Origin of the sequence: Aliiglaciecola sp. LCG003 (assembly GCF_030316135.1) — a bacterium.
GTDB lineage: Bacteria > Pseudomonadota > Gammaproteobacteria > Enterobacterales > Alteromonadaceae > Aliiglaciecola.
In genome coordinates this window covers 2,200,881-2,219,822 of sequence record NZ_CP128185.1, presented here as the reverse complement: position 1 = coordinate 2,219,822, position 18,942 = coordinate 2,200,881, and the positions used below count along the sequence as shown (strand labels likewise).

Below are 18,942 nucleotides of genomic sequence, written 5' to 3'. Positions count from 1 at the left end.
TTTTGAGTCGTTCGCAAGTTAGATTCCGTCAATACTACAGGGAGATATTATGTCAGCTTTTAATAAAATACTTGCGGTAATGGATCCTTCTGTCACACAGCAAAAATCATTACTGCGCGCCATGAATATTGCTCAAAAAACCGGCGCCAGTATTACCGCATTGCTATGTATCTACGACTTCTCATATGAAATGACCACTATGTTATCGATTGATGAGCGTGAAACTATGCGCCAAGCTATCGTAGATGAAAAAACCGATTGGCTAGCAGATATCGTAGAACCCTTGGTTACTGGATGTAGTCAATCTGTCGATATTAAAGTTGTTTGGCATAACCGCCCTTTCGAAAGTATTCTGTATGAAGTCATTGATAATAGTTACGATTTAATCGTTAAAGGGACGCAGCAACACGATAGCTTAAAGTCTGTTATTTTTACTCCAACTGACTGGCACTTGTTGCGAAAATCACCTGTTCCGGTGTTGCTAGTCAAAGATCATGATTGGCCGGATAATGGTAATGTTTTGGCCGCTATAGATATCAATACTGAAGATGAAGAACACAAAAATTTGAACCACAAGGTTAGCCAATCTTGTCAGGTTTTTGCTCAACTGTTAAATGGCAACGCCAACTTGGTAAATTCCTACGCGGGTACACCGGTGAATATCGCCATTGAAATCCCCGAGTTCGATCCGGTTGGGTATACCGAGGCGGTTAAGCAGCATCATATCGATGCTATGCATGAACATGGTGCCCAGTATAAAATATCCCCTGCTCGTATCTATGTTCGAGAGGGCTTACCTGAGCATGTTATTCCGCAAATTGCAGAAGAGATCGACGCAGAACTTTTAATTATGGGCTCAATTGGACGTACTGGTATCACCGCTGCATTGATGGGTAATACCGCTGAACATGTCGTGGATTCCCTGAACTGTGACATACTCGCGTTGAAACCTGACGAATTTGACTGCCCGATTAAGCGCTAACCCCTAGTTTAATTGATTTTCTGGCTAAGTGGCGTTTCTATTTTCTGGGTTTTCGCTATAATCCATCGCCGCAAGCGCCGCCAAGTTGTAGGAAATTCATGAGCAAATTAGACACATTACCTGAAAATAAGAAATACAGTTTTAACAAATTGCAAAAACGCCTACGTCGCAATGTTGGTAAAACTATTGCCGATTTTAATATGATCGAAGATGGCGACAAAATTATGGTTTGCCTGTCAGGAGGCAAAGACAGTTACACCATGTTGGATATCTTGATGTTTTTAAAACGTCATGCCCCAATCAACTTTGATTTGATTGCGGTTAATCTTGATCAAAAACAGCCAGGCTTTCCCGCTCATGTGCTACCCAATTATTTAGATAAGATTGACGTAAGCTATGAAATCGTTACAGAAGATACCTATTCGATAGTGATGGACAAAGTGCCTGAGGGCAAAACAACTTGTTCGTTATGTTCTCGTCTTCGCAGAGGTATTTTATACAAAACGGCCACACGCTTAGGGGCCACTAAAATTGCTTTAGGTCACCATAGGGACGACATGCTTGAAACCCTATTTTTGAATATGTTCTACGGCGGTAGACTAAAATCTATGCCACCTAAACTGGTTAGTGATGATGGTCAGCAAATGGTCATTCGCCCTCTTGCATATTGTTCTGAAAGCGATATTACAAAGTATTCTGATATTGTCGAGTTTCCCATTATTCCTTGTAATCTGTGTGGCTCTCAAGAGAACTTGCAGCGAAAAGTGATTAAGCAAATGCTGCAGGACTGGAACAAGCGCTTTCCCGGCCGAATTGAGAGCATGTTTAAGGCGATGCAAAATGTGGTTCCGTCTCATCTTGCTGACTCCACTTTATTTGACTTTACTAATTTACAAACACAGGGAACGCCCTATCAAGGTGGCGACATTGGTTTTGATGAAGTGGATTTCCAACCAGCCAATGAGCAGTCGGAAGTAGTCAACATCATCAATTTAAGTCAAGGGTAATAAAATAAATGAAAATAGGTTTGGCTTTAGGTAGCGGTGCAGCCAGAGGATGGGCCCACATCGGTATTATTCAGGCACTAGAAGAAATGGGCATTAAGATAGACGTAGTAGCCGGTTGTTCTATTGGCGCCTATGTAGGTGCAGCCTATGCTAGTGGTAAACTTGAGCCTTTAGCTGAATGGGCAAGCTCTCTAACCGAATGGCAAGTATTTGGTTTAATGGGTATTGGCATTCGTAAAGGGGCTTTAGCCAGCGGGAATAAAGTTTTTAAAGCCTTGGAAGATAACTTTTGTGCGGAAAATTTTGACCAGCTAATTAAACCTTTTGGTGTGGTTGCGACAGATTTATATAGTGGTAAAGAGGTGTCATTTTTAGATGGCCCAATCGGGCAAGCGGTGCGTGCTTCCTGTGCCATTCCAGCATTATTCCCACCAGTTTCTTATCAAGGCAGATGGTTGGTTGATGGCGCAGTTGTTAATCCGGTACCCGTCAATATTTGTCGGCATTTAGGCGCCGATTTCGTTTTCGCGGTAAATTTAAGTGCAGACTTTAGACCTGAATTACAGCTATCATTTCAGAAAGAACATGAACACAATCAGCAACGTACAAATGACTTCTTTGAAAAAGGACAGTCTTTTATGCAGCGCATTTTTGGCGGTAAATTTAAAAAAGAAGATGAATCTACCGAAGCCAATGCCGAATTGGGCGCAATTCAAGATTTAGATGACTTAACAGCTACAGCTGAAGACGTGACTCAATCACCCACACATAGTGATGCCTCAGAGGTCGCAGGTATCAATACGGCTAATATGGAAATCCCTGAAGTACAGCCAATGGCTGCGGAGGCCAAGTCTCATCCGGTGAAGTTAAAATCGATGGACTCTAGTCCAAGCATGCTGGGTGTTATGTCTAGCTCATTGGATATCTTGCAGGCCCGTGTAACACGCTCACGATTAGCTGGCGACCCACCTGACATTTTAATAGAGCCTCAGTTGCGAGATTTCGGCATAATGGAATTCCATCGAGCAGAAGAGTTAATCGAAGAAGGTCGTCAGAGTGTTATGCGCGTTGCCGAACAGATCAAATACCAACTCCGCATGGTGTAACTACCTTTGGTGCCTAAGTAGCACTACTGCTTCGTAATCGCAGTGATGCGATGTGGAGCAGAAGATAAGGTTAAGTCCTTGCCCTGCTCTATCCAGCTTTTTGAGAGAAAGATATGGCCATTATCGCTAACTACACCCTGTGCCATGGGCTGTACTGCTAAGTTCTCAATATGAAAATTCAAGCCATCCACATCTGGCATCATGAACGATAAAAAACCACCCATATCATCAAAAAATTGGTCGTATTGATTTAGTAAATCGACTAATTCTTGATTGCTATATTGGGTTTTCAGATACTTATTTTTGGTTTCCAACTGAACAGACATATCGCATTTATTATTCGCTTCTGTAAGTGTGAGAACAACCATAGCTTTAGCTTGTTTTAATGCTTTTTCGGTTGGCAGTAAAAACCGTTGCTCAGCGGTTATCTCTACGGGAAGGGTTACTTTTTGGGTGACAATTTTTACTTGTTTAATATGGCACAAGCCCGAGCCATCGATATTTTTAAAACCAAAAGCAAACTGCAATGCTGGTGTATCTTCGTCATCAATTTTTTTCAAATGACTATAGAAGTTGCCATAGTCAACACTCAAGGGTTCAGCGATACTATTAAAAATGAACAAATTTAGAACTATTATTACTAGTTTTTTCATTGATTTATAAACTTCCGGTTGAATCTGATCATTTTTATTAATTCATCAATGTAATCCTCTCCCCGCTCTGAATAGCGATGCAGACCTTTAGCTAATGCCTCTGCTGTGATGGGTTGATGATTACTACGTAGCTGGTGTCGAATAGTGCGTAAATCTTCATACGCATAATGTCGATTTAGATTGCGAAAATAGGTCGCCATGGCGGTGTCTAAATTTTTAAATTTTGCTACCTCGTGAGCCGCACCGTCGTTTCGTGATTTTGGCACAAATCCGCAGCCTTTGCGAAAACACCAAAGACCAAAAAAGTTATAGCCCTCTCTGGCAAAGCGTGATGTGCCCCAAGCTGATTCATTAGCGGCTTGCATTAACACCAGCTCTGGCGGAATGACATCTATCCGTTTTAATAATTTGGCGACGATTTCCTGTTTAGGTAAGTCAGTATCAACGCGATAAGTCTTGGCCATTTTTTTGAGTCTGTGTTTCTCTTTAAGGGTCAAGGATTTGTGACTATTAACCTTGTGCTCAATGGTATGTAAAAACTGACGCTTTCTGATTATGATAGTGTTGTGATTATTAATTGCTGGGGTCAAGTAATCGAAAAAGGCTTTTTTACGCTCGACTACCTGTCGTACAGAGGAAAAGTCGGGTAAATCTGCTTCTTTAAAAGGAATATAACTATCACTAGGATCATTAAATTCCTTTTCCGGGGGAAATAAAAATGGATAACTCAGGACAACTACGCCAAATATCCAAATCGAAGATAAATATAAGATTCGGCTAAAGGTAAAGGTATCGGGGTTATGCATCAAATTTACTCTCATTAGAAGCTACAGGTTGTGTATCCTCTAGTGTGGATTGATAGCCAAATAACTCACAATAGAGAACGCCTTTAACATTAAAATAAAAAGGCACTAGGAGAACAAGACCTAGCCCATAGGTAAATGCTGTAAGTAACAATAGACCAAAAAAGACTAGATTGACGAGCAAAAAACCAACAAAATATTTATTCACCATTCGGATAGACAACCAAATACTGGCGAAGGGTGTTAAATTTTTATCCGCAACCAACATCACAGCAAAGCCTGTGGCTATCATAATATAGATGCCCGGTAAAATAAGCAGGTTGATACCCACCATGGTCAATACCAAAGTAAAAATGGTAACCACACAAATGGGCAGGGTCTGCGACATAAAGGAGAATACGTCTAGTACTTTGCCACTTTGTTTTACGTGCGCCTTGGCGCCTTGCATCATTAGTGAGGCAACTAAAGGCGCGAGCAATATTCGAATAATTAAATCGAATGCAGTAATCAGATCGAGGGTAATTTGCTCCACTTGCTCAATCCCCTCAACTTTTAAATAAATAGCGGCAATCAAAGAACCAATTAGGAAAATCAGTAGCATCATCTGAAAAAACAGGCCAAAAGATGCCAGGGTATTTTTCCAGCCTTGGAGTAATACGTATTTTACATCGAAATTATAGCTACCATTAAGATTATCTTCGATGCGATTGGAGTAGCCGTTGTGAGGTTTTTGCTGCATGTATTAAAAATGTACCTGTTACTAGTTTAGCTCAACAATAATTATACATGAATTGCACGGATCCATGCTGGGCTATTTGTTCATTCACGCTGACCATACCAAATTGATCGCTAACACGATTAGGATGACGCCCATTATTCTATCGAATATATAACCATTATGGGTCAACACTTCTCTAATTTTAGAGCCACTGAGGATCAGTGATAAAAACACAAACCATATACCTGTCGCAACTGCTAAATAGATACCGTAAAAGGATTTGATTAACATTGGAGTTTGTGGCGATACCGCCACGGCAAAAACGGTCAGAAAAAATAGGGTAGCTTTGGGATTAAGTCCATTAGTAACAAAACCGATAAAAAAAGATTTTCGACCGCTAATATGATTCAACGACAACTCCTCTTGCGGCATATTTGAATTATCCATCGGTAATTGCATAGGCTGACTGCGCAGCGCCCCCCAGCCTAAATATACGAGATATGCTGCGGCGGCATAGGCAAATACTTGGAACAACCAAGGGGTTGTTTTGATCAACAATCCGATTCCGAGTAAAGAATAGGTCACGTGTAGAAATATAGCGGTGCCCACCCCAATACTAGTATAAATGGCCGCCCTGCGGCCATAGGTGATGCTTTGCTTTAGTACCACAGCAAAATCAGGGCCAGGGCTTGCTACCGCAAAGAAATGTAAGGTGGCGATGGCGGCAAACTCCATCCAGTAAGGTGTTAACTGACTAAATTCCATTAATTTAAAAGCCCTTGTATATATAGAGGTATTATTTTTGAGCCCAAACCATAATGGGCTTCATCAAAAGTACTGTGGCCAACGCTTGGTTGAAGATTTAACTCCACACAAAATGCACCATTTAACTTAGCTTCTTGCACAAAACCTGCTGCTGGGTATACCTGCCCTGATGTGCCGATTGCAATAAATAACTCAGCTTCAGCTAAACGCTGATAAATCCTATCCATCTGCATTGGCATCTCACCAAACCAGACAATGTTGGGACGAATAGCATGGCTGGGCTGGCAGCAATGGCAACGACTACTTTGGTCATAGTCTTCAATGGTCGTAACTACACGTCCACTAGAGCAACAGCGATAACTAAGTAAATCACCATGCATATGGATCAGCCGCTTAGTCCCTGCCCGCTCGTGAAGATTATCAACGTTTTGCGTGACTACGAGCAAATTATCTTGTAAATACTCTTCTAAGCTAGCTAATGCCCGATGTCCCTCATTAGGATTCAGGTTTGAGTCTAATAATTGTGCCCTTCGCTGATTATAGAAACGATACACCAATTCTGGATGACTGCTGAATGCCTCTGGTGTAGCAACCTCTTCAACGGGATGATTCTCCCATAGTCCATCTTTGTCTCTAAAGGTTTTAAGCCCTGACTCGGCAGAAATGCCAGCACCAGTTAGCACCACGACACGGGTATTTTTAGTTAATTTCTGCATTTTCTTGATACCGACAAATTAGGTTAGTTAATGGCGGGTGTAATTAACTTGTTTCAAGATCAACTAAAAGTTAGTTACACTTACCCCAACACTTGCATGTAAATAGATAAACTGTTTTGCCAAATTCTAAATTTGTTTCACGTATCGAGCAATGTTACCAGCAGCTCTCCCCAAATGGGCGAAAAATTGCAAACTATCTTCAGCAGAACCCTATGGAAGTATTAACCCTTTCGGTGGCTGAAATAGCTGAAATAACCCTAACCTCGAAAGCAACAGTCAGTCGTTTTTTCCGCCAACTAGGCTATGCAAACCACCAAGATGTAAAAGAAGAATTACGTAATGTGCGGCATTCGGGTTACCCATTAACCTTGCAACATAGCGACAATGATTACGTCACCCAAGAGTTAGAACGGATCCGACAAACTTGGGATAATGTTAAACCCGAAGACATTGAAGAATTAGTACAGTCCATACTCAAAGCGTCGCGTATCACCCTAATTGGTTTTCGAAATAGTTATCCGGTGGCGCTGCATTTTCGGCAACAGCTTTTACAGATACGAGGAAAAGTAAGATTATTGCCCCTACCCGGCCAAACCCTTGGCGAAGAAATGGAAGATATCGCCGATGATGAATTAGTCATACTCGTTGCCTTTAGACGCCGCCCCAAAGTGGTACAGCAACTTATAAAGTATTTGCCTAGCTCACAGCTGGTATTGATGGCCGATCCATCAGCACAATTGTATCGGGATGATGTCAAGCAGTTATTCATCTGTCAATTGGGCCAAGAGCTTCCTCTAGATAGTTATTCTGCCCCAATGAGTGTCATCTCTGTCATCTGCAATCAAATTCTCAACTTTACTAAACAGTCTGGAAATCACCGTATACAGGCAATTTCGGCTATTTATAAGCAATTAGATGAATTAGAATGATGTTTCTCTTGACTATTATTTGAAACAGATGTTTCATGTAATGATAATTCATTACAAATAATAATATGGAAACATCTTTTAACTCTCCTTTTTTAGTTGAATTTGACCCCAAGCAAAATCACTCAAGCAAGTTAGCCTTATCTGGCATGACAGTAGCCATTAAAGATCTGTTTGATATAAAAGGTTTAGTAACCGGCGCGGGTAACCCCGCTTGGCAGGCAACCCATCTTCCATCTAATAGCACAGCGCCAGCAGTGACATCTCTAGAAAATGCTGGTGCACGTTTGCTGGGTAAAACCATAACCGATGAGCTAGCATATAGTTTAAATGGACAGAATGTTCATTACCCTGCTTTGCTCAATTGCTTGAGCGATGAACGTTTTTGTGGTGGCTCAACCAGCGGTTCGGCGGTGGCGGTTGGCCGTAGTTTGGCTGACGTGGGTTTAGGAACAGATACCGGCGGCTCTATTCGGGTCCCCGCCAGTTATAACGGACTTGTAGGATTCAGACCAACCCATAGCGCAGTCGATAATAGTGGCGTAGTGCCATTGGCTCCCAGTTTTGATACGGTAGGCTGGATAACCTCTACAATTGACCAATCTATATTAGTGGCGAACGAACTAGTTTCTAACACAACCAATGCTGAAGATAAATTGTCCACGCCTGTTGTTTTGAGTGCCTTAGCTTCTTTATGCGATTTTGAGCAGGAATTTTTAGATTGGTGTGCGACTAGGTTACCGAACACACCGATATATAGTGACATTATTTCTGAGCAAAAATGCACTATAGCCAGCCACGCGTTTAGAGTTTTACAAGGTCGAGAAATATGGCAAGTCCATGGTGATTGGATAACCACGCATCAAGCTGACTTTGGGGCCGATATAGATGCAAGATTTAGCTGGTGCCAAACCCTCAACAAAGAACAAGAATTGCAAGCTTGCGATCAACAGCAACGCTTTTTAGCTGATGTCAAAAACTTACTGCAGGATGGTCAGTATCTAGTTATGCCCACAACACCAGGCCCTGCGCCACTGTTGAATTGTGATGCAGATGAATTAGCTAGTTATCGAAATAAACTAATGATGTTTACTTGTATAGCAGGGTTAAGCGGATGTCCCCAAATCCACTTACCTGTTTTCAAACACTCTGATCAGGCTTATGGGATCTCACTTTTAGGACCGCGAGGTTCAGATTTAGCTTTGCTCGCACTTGCTAAATCAATTATGGATAAACACAATGAAGACTAAGTTAGTTAATCAAGAATCCAGTTTGGATAATGTAGGCTTTACTGCACCCCACTACGCAGCAGCGCAAGCGGGGCAACACATTTTAGAGACAGGTGGCACTGCAATTGAAGCTATGGTTGCCGCTGCGGCGTCAATTGCGGTGGTTTACCCACACATGAATGGCCTTGGTGGTGATGGGTTTTGGTTGATCAGTGAGCCGGGTAAAGCGCCAATAGGTATTGATGCCAGTGGAAGTGCGGCTGAATTAGCCAGTGCTGACTTTTATACAGGTTGTGAAAATATTCCCAGTCGTGGTGGAAAAGCCGCAGTAACAATGGCTGGAGCCGTTTCAGGTTGGCAAAAAGCACTGAAAATAAGTCAATCATGGCAGCCGAATAAATCATTAGACGAGCTGTTTTCAAGTGCCATTGGACAAGCTGAATGGGGCCTAGAGGTTACTCAAAGTTTAATGGATGCAAGTCATAAAACCTATGATGAGTTAGCTGATAGTGCTGCTTTTCAACAATTTCTTATTAAAGGAAATCCACTAAAAAAAGGCAAGATTGTAAAACTGCCTAAATTAGCTGAAACCCTCAAATGTTTGGCGAATAGAGGACTAGATGACTTCTATCGTGGCGAAATTGGCCGTCAGTTAGCAACTGATCTAGCCACCGCGGGTTCACCTTTGCGTTTGAAAGATTTTGAAGCCTACCACGCAAAAATAGTTGAGCCTATAAGTGTCAAAACATCCAAGGGGGAATTATTTAATTTAGGTGCACCTACCCAAGGCGTCGCGTCACTATTAATTTTAGCCATTTTTGATCAAGTTAAACACCAAGCTCAATCTGAAGCGGATTTTATACATTTACTAGTTGAGTGTACTAAACAGGCCTTCTTGCTTCGCAATCATTACGTGACTGATCCTAACCGACTTGAAATAGAGTTAACCACACTACTAACGCCTCAAAACATCGCAACCCTGGCAAAATCAATTAACTTGCAACAGGCATTACCTTGGCCATATCAAGCTATTCCTGGTGATACCGTCTGGATGGGCGCCTGTGACTCAGAAGGTCGCATGGTAAGTTATATTCAAAGCTTGTATTGGGAATTTGGCAGTGGCGTAGTATCTGATTCCACCGGTATCGTTTGGAACAATCGAGGGACATCATTCAGCTTAGATCCAAGTTCTAATCAATTTCTACAGCCGGGTCTAAAACCTTTCCATACGCTAAATCCTGCTTATGTGGAATTTACTAATGGCAGCAGAATGAGTTACGGCACCATGGGTGGAGAAGGCCAGCCACAAACCCAAGCTGCGATTTACTCCCGTTATGTTGATCAGAAAATACCGCTTACAGAGTCCATAGCGGCCGGTCGTTGGTTATTGGGTCGAACTTGGGGTGATCAGTCTCACAATTTAAAAGTTGAAGCGGATTTGGACTCTAAAGTTGTAGAAAACTTAATTTCACGAGGTCACGAAGTAGCCATAGTGACACCCAATAATGAAATGATGGGCCATGCTGGTGCTGTCGTGCGACAGCCTAACGGCAAAGTCCAAGCAGCTACCGATCCTAGAAGTGACGGTAAAGCGTTCCCAAATTAAACAGGTAGTACTATATTTTTATGCAATTAATATTAGAAAATTATCCAACCATTTTAGCCTTAATGCTTACTGGTGTTTTTGCCGGATTATTAGCAGGCTTACTCGGTGTTGGGGGCGGTATTGTCATTGTGCCGGTACTGTACTTTTTGTTCCAGCATTTTGGGGTTAGTCCTGACTCTGCCATGGTGATCGCTACGGCGACATCATTGGCTACTATTATTCCAACTTCAATCAGCTCTATTCGTTCTCACCATAAAAAAGGCAATGTTGATATACCGTTATTGAAAGCCTGGGCTGGATTTATTCTGTTAGGTGTTTTAATCGGTAGCTATCTAGTAACAAAACTAAACGGCCAGTACTTAGCGGGTATGTTTGCCGTCATCGCGACCTTGGCTGCATTGAATATGCTGTTCCGCGCGGGCAAACCAGCTGTTTTTTCAAGCTTGCCTAGCATGCCTGGGCAAAGTCTGATGGCAACTACTATTGGCAGCCTAAGTGCTATGGTGGGCATCGGCGGCGGTACCCTATCGGTACCAACGTTAACGGCTTGTAGTTATCCGGCGCATAAAGCCGTTGGTACAGCTGCCGCCATTGGACTGCTCATATCTTTGCCCGGCGCGACTATGATGTTGCTTTTTGGCACAACCCCAGACGACGCACCATTGCTAACATTTGGCTTAGTGAATGTCGTTGGCTTTGTCTGCATAGTGCCTTTAACCGTATTGTTTGCGCCGGTTGGCGCCAATCTAGCCAGTAAATTAGATGCAACTCTGCTTAAACGTATTTTTGCCGTTACCTTGCTAATCACCGGTCTGCGTATGTTAGCCCAAGTTATTCTTTAAGGATTATTATGTCTCTTTTATCTCCACCACCCAGATTATTGATGGGACCTGGACCAATAAATTGTTACCCCAGGGTCTTAAACGCAATGTCGACCCAAGTAATCGGCCAATATGATCCTGTGATGACTGGTTACATGAATGAGGTAATGGCGCTATATCGCAGAGTATTCGAAACTAAAAACTCTGCAACTTTACTAATTGATGGCACCTCAAGGGCTGGAATCGAAGCTGTCCTGGTGTCTTGTATCGAGCCGGGTGACTCGGTTTTAGTCCCTGTATTTGGCCGCTTCGGTCATTTACTGGCTGAAATAGCACAGCGCGCCGGAGCAAAAGTTCATACTATCGAAGTACCTTGGGGCGAGGTATTTGAGCCTGAGCAAATAGAAGCTGCAATTAAACAAATAAAGCCCAAAGTGTTGGCCTTAGTGCAAGGTGATACATCAACCACTATGTTGCAACCCTTGCAGCACATTGGCGGGATTTGCCAACAACATAATGTGTTGTTTTATAGTGATGCAACCGCTTCAATCGGCGGCAATCCCTTTAAAACCGATGAGTGGCAATTAGATGCGGTATCGGTAGGCTTACAGAAGTGTTTAGGCGGGCCTTCTGGCAGTGCGCCTATAACCTTGAGTGAACGTTATGTTGAATTAGTTAAGAAGCGTCATCATGTAGAAGCAGGTATTCGTACTTCAGCGCATATCGAAGGCCAAGGCTCTCGTATTCGTTCAAATTACTTCGACATACCGATGATATTGGATTATTGGGGGGAAGAGCGTTTGAATCATCATACTGAGGCAACGTCCATGCTTTACTGTGCAAGAGAGTGTGCTTTGCAGCTTCTAGATGAAGGTATAGACGAGTCGATTAAAAGACATAAACTGCATGGCGATGCGATGTTGGCTGGCGTTAAGGGACTGAACTTACGCCCTTTCGGTGATCTTAAGCATAAAATGAATAATGTGTTGGGTGTGCATATCCCTGAAAATGTCGATGGAGAGGCTATCCGCCATACCTTGCTTGATGATTACAATATTGAAATTGGTACGTCTTTCGGTCCTCTGCACGGAAAAATTTGGCGAATAGGTACTATGGGCTACAACGCACGTAAGGATGCGGTTTTACATACACTGCAAGCATTGGAAAATACGCTGCGCCGGGCTGGTCATAAATGTACTAATGGCTTAGCCACAGATTCAGCGTTTGCAGTCTATTCACAGGCGGCAACATCATGATGCGTGAGTATGCTTTAACAATTTTACAGCGCTGCAACGAACTTGCACTGATCAGCCAACATCAAGATTATATCGACCGTCGCTATCTCACCAATGAACATCGAGCTAGTAACGAAAAAGTAGCACTTTGGATGCGCCAAGCCAATATGAAAACTTGGCAGGACGAAGCGGGTAATCTTTGGGGAAGCTATAAAAGCTCTATACCCAATGCTCCTACTTTTGTGCTCGGCAGTCACCTGGATACTGTACCCAACAGCGGGAAATATGACGGTATTCTTGGGGTGTTACTACCCCTAAGCTTAATAGAATACTACCAACAGCATAATATTGAGTTACCGTTTAATCTCGACGTGGTGGGGTTTGCCGATGAAGAAGGTACCCGATTTGGCACTACTCTTTTGGGAAGCCGTGCCGTGGCTGGTACCTGGCAAGACAAATGGGCAAGCCTACGAGACAGCGATGGGATTGAATTAGCCCAAGCGATGCGTATGTTTGGTCTGGATATTAATCGAGTGCACAACGCCAGTCGTGGTAATGAGCAATTATTGGGTTTTATGGAAGTTCATATCGAGCAAGGACCAGTCCTGGAAAGCCAGGCGATGCCTGTTGGTATTGTCAGTGGCATTGCAGGCGCTAAACGATTTGCCATAAAGGTCAAAGGACATGCTGGTCACGCTGGAACGGTTCCTATGTCACTAAGACAAGATGCGATGACGGGGGCGGCAGAAATCATTCTGGCGATTGAAAAGTTAGCGATAGAGCATGGTGTTGTGGCCACCGTGGGCCAAATAGCCTCGCGCACTAATGCGGTCAATGTGATCAGTGGCGAGGTGGAGTTGAGTTTGGATATCCGCAGTATGGATGACGTGTTACGAGAAACCTGCGTAACGGCTATTGAACAGGAGCTTAATTTAATTGTTGCCAGGAGAGCCTTAAGCTTAGAGATTAAGCTAACTCATGAAGCAGGCGCAACGGCTTGCGATCCTATAATGATGGACGAACTAGCGCTGGCCTTTGAACAAAATCATATGCGAGCTTTTAGTTTAAGCTCAGGCGCTGGCCATGATGCAATGGCCATGGTCGATGCTTGCCCTATGTCTATGCTATTTGTACGTTGTGATAAAGGGATCAGTCATCATCCATCTGAGTCTGTTACCTTGCAAGATGTTAATGTTGCACTACAGATCACTAAATCCTTTATGGATATCAAATCAAACGGTTTAAGCACTGCCCAAGTCGCTTAAATTCTTAGATTAAAAGATAATACTCAATTTAAAACGAAATCTATTAAAAGCAATTCATCTAAAAATGTAGCTTTTATTGAATATAAAAAAAGCCGCGATTGCGGCTTTTCAATTTGATTCATTACAATCTTAGCTACGTTTCTGTCTAGCCCGTAAACCCAATAATCCAACAGCCAAAATAGCAAGAGTGGTAGGCTCTGGAACCGAAGTAGCCACATTCCAATTGCGAATTTGGTCAAATTCAGCGGCGCTGAGATCTGCGGTTAAGCTACTAAATAGTGCAGAAAAGGTATCTCCTAAAATGCCGGCAAGGTCAATACCATCTTGATTAATACCTTCAATACCGACAAAAAACATCAATGCCGATGTTTGACCTGCAAGTAAGTCCATATCAAATAAAGCGGTAAAACCTTCCTCACCTGCGCCACCAAAGGTAGGCGAATTATCAGTCAATAAAACCGTGGTTGGCGATAAGACGTCTACTTGTCCACTACCATAAACCCAAGAATTTACTTCATTATCTGCGCCACTATCATTATCGGCGGTCACTACCCAATTATCATCGGTAGTTGCCAATAAATCACCGCTACTTGTTGCCACTGTACGTTGATTACCATCATTACCGGTATTGTTTTGCCAGGACACATTAGCTGATTCAGTTACTCCGCCGGTATTGGTTAGCGTGACAATTTGACGCATTACCGGTCCAAGAGACATAAATTCTACATTAATATTAATCGCGCCTACTGTGACAGTATCCAATGTTAAAGAGCTTCCATCCCAGTCACCGCCACTGACACCATATGCAATTCCATTGAGGGCTATTCCCATAGCGTCATCAAAGTGATCACTACCGCCGCCAGCGCCAAGAGATGAGGCATCAGTAAAACAGGTGTATCCACCACCGCAGTCACTAACAAGATCGCTATAATTGACATCAGCGGTATTAAAATTACCAGATGCCGGAAGTGTAATAGGCGCCGCATACGCAAAAGAGGTACTAGTGACAAGAGCAGCCATAAATAGAGGTTTCAATAGTTTCATGTGGGTTCCTTTTTCGTTATTAACTGATTCAAAGCAAACGCCGTGCCAGTTAATATATTGTATATCTATCAATATCTTAAATTCTTTTGTGAAGCATATTTGCACAGCATTGTAAAGAATATGGACAACTCAAGGGTGACCAAAAAGCTCTATGTGGTGGATGTTATTGGGCAAGTGTGATCCGTACCCCACTCGCTCCAAGACCCGTCGTACACTCCCCAGTCAACAATTTCTGTAGCATAGGCATGATTAGCGGCTAGCGCTAAAATACAGGCGGTTACACCAGAGCCACAAGTGAACACTAATTTAGATATGGGTTTTTGTTGCTCGGCGATCAAAACTTCAAATCTTTTTCGCAGAATGGTTTTATCCAGCAAACAACCATCCTGTAGTAAGGTACTGTAATGCAGGTTTTTGGATTGGGGAATGTGCCCGCTGCGCACTCCAGGTCTTGGTTCTGGTTCGTTGGCTAAAAACCGAGCTTGGCTTCTGGCATCTAGGATCAAGCAAGATTCATCCAGCATAGCTTCTTGTACACCTTGTTTATCTATTACATGCGTAAAATGGTCTGGGGATGGGTACGTCTCAGAAGCACTTACCGGTGTTGATAGGCTAGCTACTGTAGCAAAGCCCTGTGTAAGCCAAGCCTCAATGCCGCCGTCTAATACTTGAACTTGTTGGTGACCAAGGGCTTTTAACATCCACCATACCCTTGGAGAGCTGAACATCCCTTGATTGTCGTACACTACAATTGCATCCTTTGGTTGAATGCCCAATGCAGTGAGCTGCTGAGAAAATACCTGCAAACTGGGCAGCATATGGGGTAATGATGAGGATTTATCGACAAAAACATGTTCAAAATCAAAAGCTATAGCACCATTTATATAACCACTTTGGGTAAATGGAATAGTACTCGCACTGGGGAAGGCCATATGGGTAAAAAGAATATGTAAGTTGTGGTCCCCTAGCCTGCTAGCCAGCTTTTTAGCGCTAATTAATACAGATTGCATGTTGATGTCTGCCTTTAATCAAAAACTGTAGTGCTTTTCAACCTTTGCGATCCTAACTTGATAGCTTTTATACCAGTTATGTTTGCCTGACTGCTGGGCTTTTTGATGCTCGGTATTAGCCTTCCAAGCACGAATAGATTCTATATCTCGCCAATAAGACACGCTGATCCCAACTTCTTGTCTAGCGGAGTCAATTCCTAAATAACCATCCATTTGACTGGCTAAGGTTAACATTTGCTCCGAAGTTTCAGCATATTCTTCACTGTCATTAGCCAATATTGAGGTGAATATTACGGCATAATAGGGCGGCTGAGGTGTTTGGGCCATATCTACAAGTTGGGTCATTTAAACTCCTGTTTGCAATTACTATTTAACAATGTGAAAGTGACAATTAGCTATTGCTTAGTCACTCCATCCTAGCAGTATAAAGCTAGTAAGATCTAGTTATACCAAAGCAGATAAGTATCACCATTGGTATTATGACTTCTAGGGCAGAAAATTAGCTTAGCAATCGACAATATTCAAAGGTTGAGGAATGTAATTAATAAATTATGGGATGGTGGCATGAGTGACATTAGGAAGTTAAGGCTTGAGCAACTAGTACAGGCACTTGACCTTGAAGGCCATATTGAAGGTGGGTATTTCCGGCAGACTTATCGTTCTAAGCGAACTGAAAAAATTCATACTTGTGTAGGTGAAAGAGTTACCGCGACTTCCATCTATTATTTACTAACCTCGGATTCACACATCGGTCATTTCCATAAAAATCTATCTGATATTGTTCATTATTTTCATCTTGGCGATCCCATTACCTATTATTTAATTTATCCAGATGGCCATTTGGAAACAAAAGTATTAGGGTCAGACGTACTAGCAGGCCAGCAGTTACAGCTGGTCGTTGAAGGAGGCGTGTGGAAAGCCTCTGCGGTATCTAGTGATGGAGCATACGGCTATGGGCTTATTGGCGAAGCTGTGGCGCCGGGCTTTGAATACACTGATATGCAGCTAGGCGAAACCGCCACGTTAACAGCAGCTTTTCCTGAGCATTGTCAACTCATCGAAGCATTTTGCCGCAAAAATTAATTAGTCCAACAGGTTAATGATCAGTGATTATCGATAACCTGATCAACTTGGCTAAGCCAATGTTGAATTTCACTGTCTGGCAAAAAACTACCATGAAAGCTATTTTTAACCAGTAGACTTAGATCATCCACAGACAAGTCGAAAGTTTCATGTAACTGTAAATAATTTTCGTTTAGATAGCCGCCAAAGTAACTAGGGTCATCTGAATTAACCATCACCCTTGCTCCTTGGCGAAGCATATCCATAATGGTATGTTGTTGCATATCGTCAAATACACATAACTTAATATTTGATAAGGGGCAGACTGTTAAGGTGATTTTATCCTCTGCCAAGCGCTGCATAAGGATGCTATCTTCAATACTTCGTACGCCGTGATCGATACGATCAACTTCAAGAATATCCAATGCTTGCCAAATATAATCTGGCGGTCCTTCTTCGCCCGCATGAGCGGTGGTTTTAAGTCCGGCTCGTTTGGCCGCAGCAAATACTCTGGCAAATTTCTCTGGTGGGTTACCCAATTCAGAACTGTCTAAACCGACTGCTGTAATCTGTGACAAATATGGCTGGGCCGCTGCTAAGGTTTCAAGAGCATGTTGCTCGGACAAATGGCGTAAAAATGACATGATCAAATAACATGATTGGCCCCATTCACTTTTGGCTTGGTCTATTGCGCGGACAAAACCCTCCATAAATACTTCGAACTCTATACCCCTTTGGGTGTGAGTTTGGGGATCAAACATGACTTCGCAATGTACGATATTTTGCTCTTTGCAGCGAACCAGGTAGCGCCACATCAACTGGTAAAAATCATCTTCTGTTACCAAGGAAGCTGCCCCAAGATAATACAAGTCGAGAAAACTTTGTAAATTATCAAATTGATAGGCTTGACGTACTTCATCTACCGTCTCGTAGGGCAATGAAATACCATTTTTAGTGGCCAACTCCATCATTAGCTCAGGCTCTAAACTGCCCTCGATATGTAGATGAAGTTCCGTTTTTGGTAGTACTTTAATGAGGTTATTTATCATTGTAATTATCCTCGGGTGAGCTATGGGTAGCTTTATACGGGAAGTGGCTGGTCCAATGTTGAGCGATTTGCTCTCTGGTACATATCCACACATCTTGGTGGGCTTGTACATATTCAATAAAACGTAGTAATGACGCCATTCTAGCGGGTCGGCCAATAATTCTGCAATGTAGGCCAATGGATAACATTTTAGGAGCCGCTTGACCTTCTGCATATAACACATCAAAGGCATCTTTTAGATAAGTATAAAACTGCTCACCGCTATTGAAACCTTGGGGTGAGGCAAAGCGCATATCATTTGTATCTAATGTATAGGGTACCATCAACAGTGGGCGGCCATAATTGGTATCGTAATAAGGCAAATCATCGGCATAAGAGTCAGCGCAATACAAAATATCTGGTCGCTCAGCTACTAATTTAAGAGTATTTGGACTTGTTCTACCCGTATACCATCCCGATGGTGCAGTTCCAGTTATTTTTTCGTGTAATTGGATAGCTGCAGCCATTAATTTACGTTCTTTATCTATGGGCATATCTTGGTAATGGATCCAGCGCATGCCATGACTGGCGATTTCCCAGTTCGATTTCAGCATAGCTTCAACCGCTTCGGGATTGCGTTGCAGAGCCATTGTTACCCCGAAAACGGTGACCGGTATATTGTATTTTTCGAACAACCTGTGTAAACGCCAAAACCCCGCCCGTGAACCATATTCATACAATGATTCCATGCTCATGTGACGTTCGGGATAAGCTTGGGCCCCGATGATCTCTGATAGGAAAACCTCGGAAGATTCGTCGCCGTGTAGGACGCAGTTCTCCCCTCCCTCTTCGAAGTTCAACACAAATTGCACGGCCAACTTAGCCTTGTTTGGCCACTTTGGATGAGGAGGATGACCACCGTAACCAATTAAATCGCGAGGATATGAGCGCATGTTCAACTCTCCAT

The 18,942-nt window shown here is 42.8% G+C and carries 20 protein-coding genes; 10 read left to right on the top strand and 10 right to left on the bottom strand.

The features are described 5' to 3' along the window. The first annotated feature begins 49 nt into the window (after positions 1-49). The 3 genes from uspE (at position 50) to QR722_RS09470 (ending at position 3,095) form a co-directional block, all read left to right on the top strand. Positions 50-982: a universal stress protein UspE gene (gene uspE / locus QR722_RS09480; RefSeq protein WP_286282573.1), complete on the top strand. Its 933-nt coding sequence runs from the start codon at positions 50-52 to the stop codon at positions 980-982. A 98-nt stretch (positions 983-1,080) separates the two neighbouring features. Continuing rightward, a complete protein-coding gene (gene ttcA, locus QR722_RS09475) occupies positions 1,081-1,989 on the top strand; it encodes a tRNA 2-thiocytidine(32) synthetase TtcA (RefSeq protein WP_286282572.1) in 909 nt (302 codons plus the stop codon). Positions 1,990-1,997: 8 nt separating this feature from the next. Continuing rightward, positions 1,998-3,095 carry a patatin-like phospholipase family protein gene (locus QR722_RS09470; RefSeq protein ID WP_286282571.1) on the top strand — a complete coding sequence of 366 codons (1,098 nt, stop codon included), beginning with the start codon at positions 1,998-2,000 and terminating at the stop codon, positions 3,093-3,095. A gap of 23 nt (positions 3,096-3,118) precedes the next feature. Here the strand turns inward: QR722_RS09470 and QR722_RS09465 are convergent, their stop codons facing one another. From QR722_RS09465 to cobB, 5 genes are all read right to left on the bottom strand, one after another. Continuing rightward, positions 3,119-3,748 carry a DUF2987 domain-containing protein gene (locus QR722_RS09465; protein ID WP_286282569.1) on the bottom strand — a complete coding sequence of 210 codons (630 nt, stop codon included), beginning with the start codon at positions 3,746-3,748 and terminating at the stop codon, positions 3,119-3,121. Then, on the bottom strand, positions 3,745-4,569 hold the full coding sequence (locus QR722_RS09460) for a glucosaminidase domain-containing protein (protein ID WP_286282568.1): 825 nt from the start codon (positions 4,567-4,569) through the stop codon (positions 3,745-3,747). The genes QR722_RS09465 and QR722_RS09460 overlap by 4 nt, the downstream gene beginning before the upstream one ends. Beyond that, positions 4,547-5,290 (bottom strand): hypothetical protein, encoded by a 744-nt coding sequence (locus QR722_RS09455; RefSeq protein WP_286282567.1) that lies wholly within the window; start codon positions 5,288-5,290, stop codon positions 4,547-4,549. Before QR722_RS09455 ends, QR722_RS09460 begins: the two co-directional genes overlap by 23 nt. Before the next feature lie 84 nt (positions 5,291-5,374). Beyond that, entirely contained in the window at positions 5,375-6,034 is a 660-nt protein-coding gene (locus QR722_RS09450; protein ID WP_286282566.1) for a LysE family translocator, read from the bottom strand. Then, on the bottom strand, positions 6,034-6,750 hold the full coding sequence (cobB, locus tag QR722_RS09445) for a Sir2 family NAD+-dependent deacetylase (protein WP_286282565.1): 717 nt from the start codon (positions 6,748-6,750) through the stop codon (positions 6,034-6,036). The genes QR722_RS09450 and cobB overlap by 1 nt, the downstream gene beginning before the upstream one ends. Before the next feature lie 116 nt (positions 6,751-6,866). On the opposite strand from cobB, the gene QR722_RS09440 reads away from it, so the two are divergent. From QR722_RS09440 to QR722_RS09415, 6 genes are all read left to right on the top strand, one after another. Further along, on the top strand, positions 6,867-7,679 hold the full coding sequence (locus QR722_RS09440) for a MurR/RpiR family transcriptional regulator (RefSeq protein WP_286282564.1): 813 nt from the start codon (positions 6,867-6,869) through the stop codon (positions 7,677-7,679). Positions 7,680-7,744: 65 nt separating this feature from the next. After that, positions 7,745-8,926 carry an amidase gene (locus tag QR722_RS09435; RefSeq protein WP_286282561.1) on the top strand — a complete coding sequence of 394 codons (1,182 nt, stop codon included), beginning with the start codon at positions 7,745-7,747 and terminating at the stop codon, positions 8,924-8,926. Beyond that, a complete protein-coding gene (locus tag QR722_RS09430; RefSeq protein ID WP_286282560.1) occupies positions 8,916-10,511 on the top strand; it encodes a gamma-glutamyltransferase family protein in 1,596 nt (531 codons plus the stop codon). Before QR722_RS09435 ends, QR722_RS09430 begins: the two co-directional genes overlap by 11 nt. A gap of 20 nt (positions 10,512-10,531) precedes the next feature. Then, on the top strand, positions 10,532-11,353 hold the full coding sequence (locus QR722_RS09425; protein ID WP_286282559.1) for a sulfite exporter TauE/SafE family protein: 822 nt from the start codon (positions 10,532-10,534) through the stop codon (positions 11,351-11,353). Between the two features lie 8 nt (positions 11,354-11,361). Next, complete coding sequence (locus tag QR722_RS09420) at positions 11,362-12,588, top strand: pyridoxal-phosphate-dependent aminotransferase family protein (RefSeq protein WP_286282558.1); 1,227 nt, start codon at positions 11,362-11,364, stop codon at positions 12,586-12,588. Further along, positions 12,585-13,832: an allantoate amidohydrolase gene (locus tag QR722_RS09415; protein WP_353506878.1), complete on the top strand. Its 1,248-nt coding sequence runs from the start codon at positions 12,585-12,587 to the stop codon at positions 13,830-13,832. Before QR722_RS09420 ends, QR722_RS09415 begins: the two co-directional genes overlap by 4 nt. 129 nt (positions 13,833-13,961) lie before the next feature. Here the strand turns inward: QR722_RS09415 and QR722_RS09410 are convergent, their stop codons facing one another. The 3 genes from QR722_RS09410 to QR722_RS09400 form a co-directional block, all read right to left on the bottom strand. Beyond that, the gene (locus QR722_RS09410) at positions 13,962-14,876 is read right to left on the bottom strand and encodes a PEP-CTERM sorting domain-containing protein (protein WP_286287485.1); all 915 of its coding nucleotides are present in this window, start codon (positions 14,874-14,876) and stop codon (positions 13,962-13,964) included. Between the two features lie 149 nt (positions 14,877-15,025). Further along, positions 15,026-15,886 (bottom strand): sulfurtransferase, encoded by an 861-nt coding sequence (locus tag QR722_RS09405; protein WP_286287484.1) that lies wholly within the window; start codon positions 15,884-15,886, stop codon positions 15,026-15,028. An 18-nt stretch (positions 15,887-15,904) separates the two neighbouring features. Beyond that, positions 15,905-16,231 carry an antibiotic biosynthesis monooxygenase family protein gene (locus QR722_RS09400; RefSeq protein ID WP_286287482.1) on the bottom strand — a complete coding sequence of 109 codons (327 nt, stop codon included), beginning with the start codon at positions 16,229-16,231 and terminating at the stop codon, positions 15,905-15,907. Between the two features lie 219 nt (positions 16,232-16,450). Between QR722_RS09400 and QR722_RS09395 the strand changes: the two genes are divergently transcribed. Beyond that, on the top strand, positions 16,451-16,969 hold the full coding sequence (locus tag QR722_RS09395) for a cupin domain-containing protein (RefSeq protein WP_286287480.1): 519 nt from the start codon (positions 16,451-16,453) through the stop codon (positions 16,967-16,969). A 20-nt stretch (positions 16,970-16,989) separates the two neighbouring features. Here QR722_RS09395 and QR722_RS09390 read toward each other — a convergent pair whose 3' ends face one another. After that, positions 16,990-17,997, bottom strand: a complete 1,008-nt coding sequence (locus tag QR722_RS09390; protein ID WP_286287478.1) for an adenosine deaminase — start codon at positions 17,995-17,997, stop codon at positions 16,990-16,992. Continuing rightward, positions 17,987-18,928 (bottom strand): allantoinase PuuE, encoded by a 942-nt coding sequence (gene puuE, locus QR722_RS09385; protein ID WP_286287476.1) that lies wholly within the window; start codon positions 18,926-18,928, stop codon positions 17,987-17,989. The genes QR722_RS09390 and puuE overlap by 11 nt, the downstream gene beginning before the upstream one ends. Between the last annotated feature and the right edge of the window lie 14 nt (positions 18,929-18,942).